1 protein-coding gene is annotated in these 1,635 nt (G+C 46.0%); it reads left to right on the forward strand.

Features of this window, described 5'->3' with window-relative positions:
* Positions 1-15 precede the first annotated feature (15 nt).
* A partial coding sequence (locus B1526_RS08875; RefSeq protein ID WP_133088562.1) for an Eco57I restriction-modification methylase domain-containing protein occupies positions 16-1,635 on the forward strand: 1,620 nt, incomplete at its 3' end.

Below are 1,635 nucleotides of genomic sequence, written 5' to 3' on the forward strand. Positions count from 1 at the left end.
AAGGAAGAGGAGGGCATGACTGTATCGATTCCGGAGGAGCTGAATAGATATGCCTTGATGGGGATTCTTCCGATTTTGCTTGCTGACCGTTCAACAGGGGAGAACATCGTATGGGCCACTCATGCCTATGAGGGCCTTGGGGATGGGTATGGTGCAATTGAGGAGATGCAGCCTAAGCTTGTATCCGGTAGTCATGCGGGCGTCATACGGCGCCGTGCGCAGAAAGACAAGGAAGAACAATGTCTGCTAACGCGTCAGCATGCCGAAGTGTTCACGCCGGTGCGTATCTGCGCAATGATGATTGATTACGCTGATTCTGCATGGATGGCTTCCAATGGCATACAGCGATTGGAGGATGATTGGCAGTGTTATGTATCCTCTCTGCGTTTGGAAATCACCTGTGGCGAGGCGCCGTATCTCGTGAATAGGTATGATGCCGAAACCGGCGAGGAAGTGGCCGATATCGAAAACCGCATCGGGATTCTGGACCGTAAACTGCGGCTCATTTCGCATAATGCGCGTAACAGGGAAGAGTGGTTGGATTGGGCGACCAAAGCTGTTGAGACGACCTATGGATACGAGTATCAGGGGGATAATCTGCTGATTGCCCGTGTGAACGTTCTGCGTGATATTGAGGATTATCTGACCTTTGCGGGCTACGAGGGACTATCGCAAGACGAGTATGAGCGATTCGCGACAATCATCAGTTGGAACCTGTGGCAAATGGATGGGCTGACCTATATGACACCTGCGCGTGCAGGTGTGGCTGTATCTGCGCAGTTGTTCCTATTCGATGATGACGATGTATCCGGGGGTGACGCAACGGAAACGACGTTGAAGGAACCTGCAAAAATCCGGGATTGGAAAACTGACTGTGCAGTAAAATTTGATAAGATTCAAACCAAGAGAAGGAGGCAAACAATGAAGTTTGATTATATTATAGGAAATCCGCCATATCAGGAAGAATCGTCAGGGGATAACAAAGGATTCGCTCCTCCTATATACCATTATTTTATGGATGCTGCATATCAGATTGCTGATGTGGTTGAATTGATTCATCCTGCTCGTTTTCTTTTTAATGCTGGTAGTACCCCAAAAGAGTGGAATCGTAAGATGCTTGCGGATCCGCATCTGAAAGTTCTGCAGTATGAGCAGGATGCTAGCAGTATCTTTATTAATACTGATATTAAAGGCGGTGTTGCAATTACCTATCGTGATCGGCGGAAAGATTACGGTGCGATTGACGTTTTTACCCCTTACTCTGAGTTGAAAAGCATTATGGAAAAGGCTTCTCCGCAAAATGATGGAGATAGTCTGATGAACCTTATATATGTACAGAATAGATTTGATTTAAAAACTTTGTATAGTGACCATCCTGAATACCAAGCGGTTCTCGGAAGTGAGGGTAGAGACAGAAGATTTAGAAATAATATATTTGATAAAGTTGGTTTGTTTACTGCTGAGAAGAACGAAGAAGATGATATAGCTGTTCTGGGTGTTGTAAAGAATAAAAGACAATGGCGTTATATCCCGGCGAAGTATGTTGACCATGAGCATGAGAATCTATACAAGTGGAAGGTGTTGGTAGTTCGAGTCAATGGTACTGGTGTCTTGGGTGAAGTTCTCAGCACGCCG

This window comes from Bifidobacterium criceti, from assembly GCF_002286935.1.
Taxonomy (GTDB): domain Bacteria; phylum Actinomycetota; class Actinomycetes; order Actinomycetales; family Bifidobacteriaceae; genus Bifidobacterium; species Bifidobacterium criceti.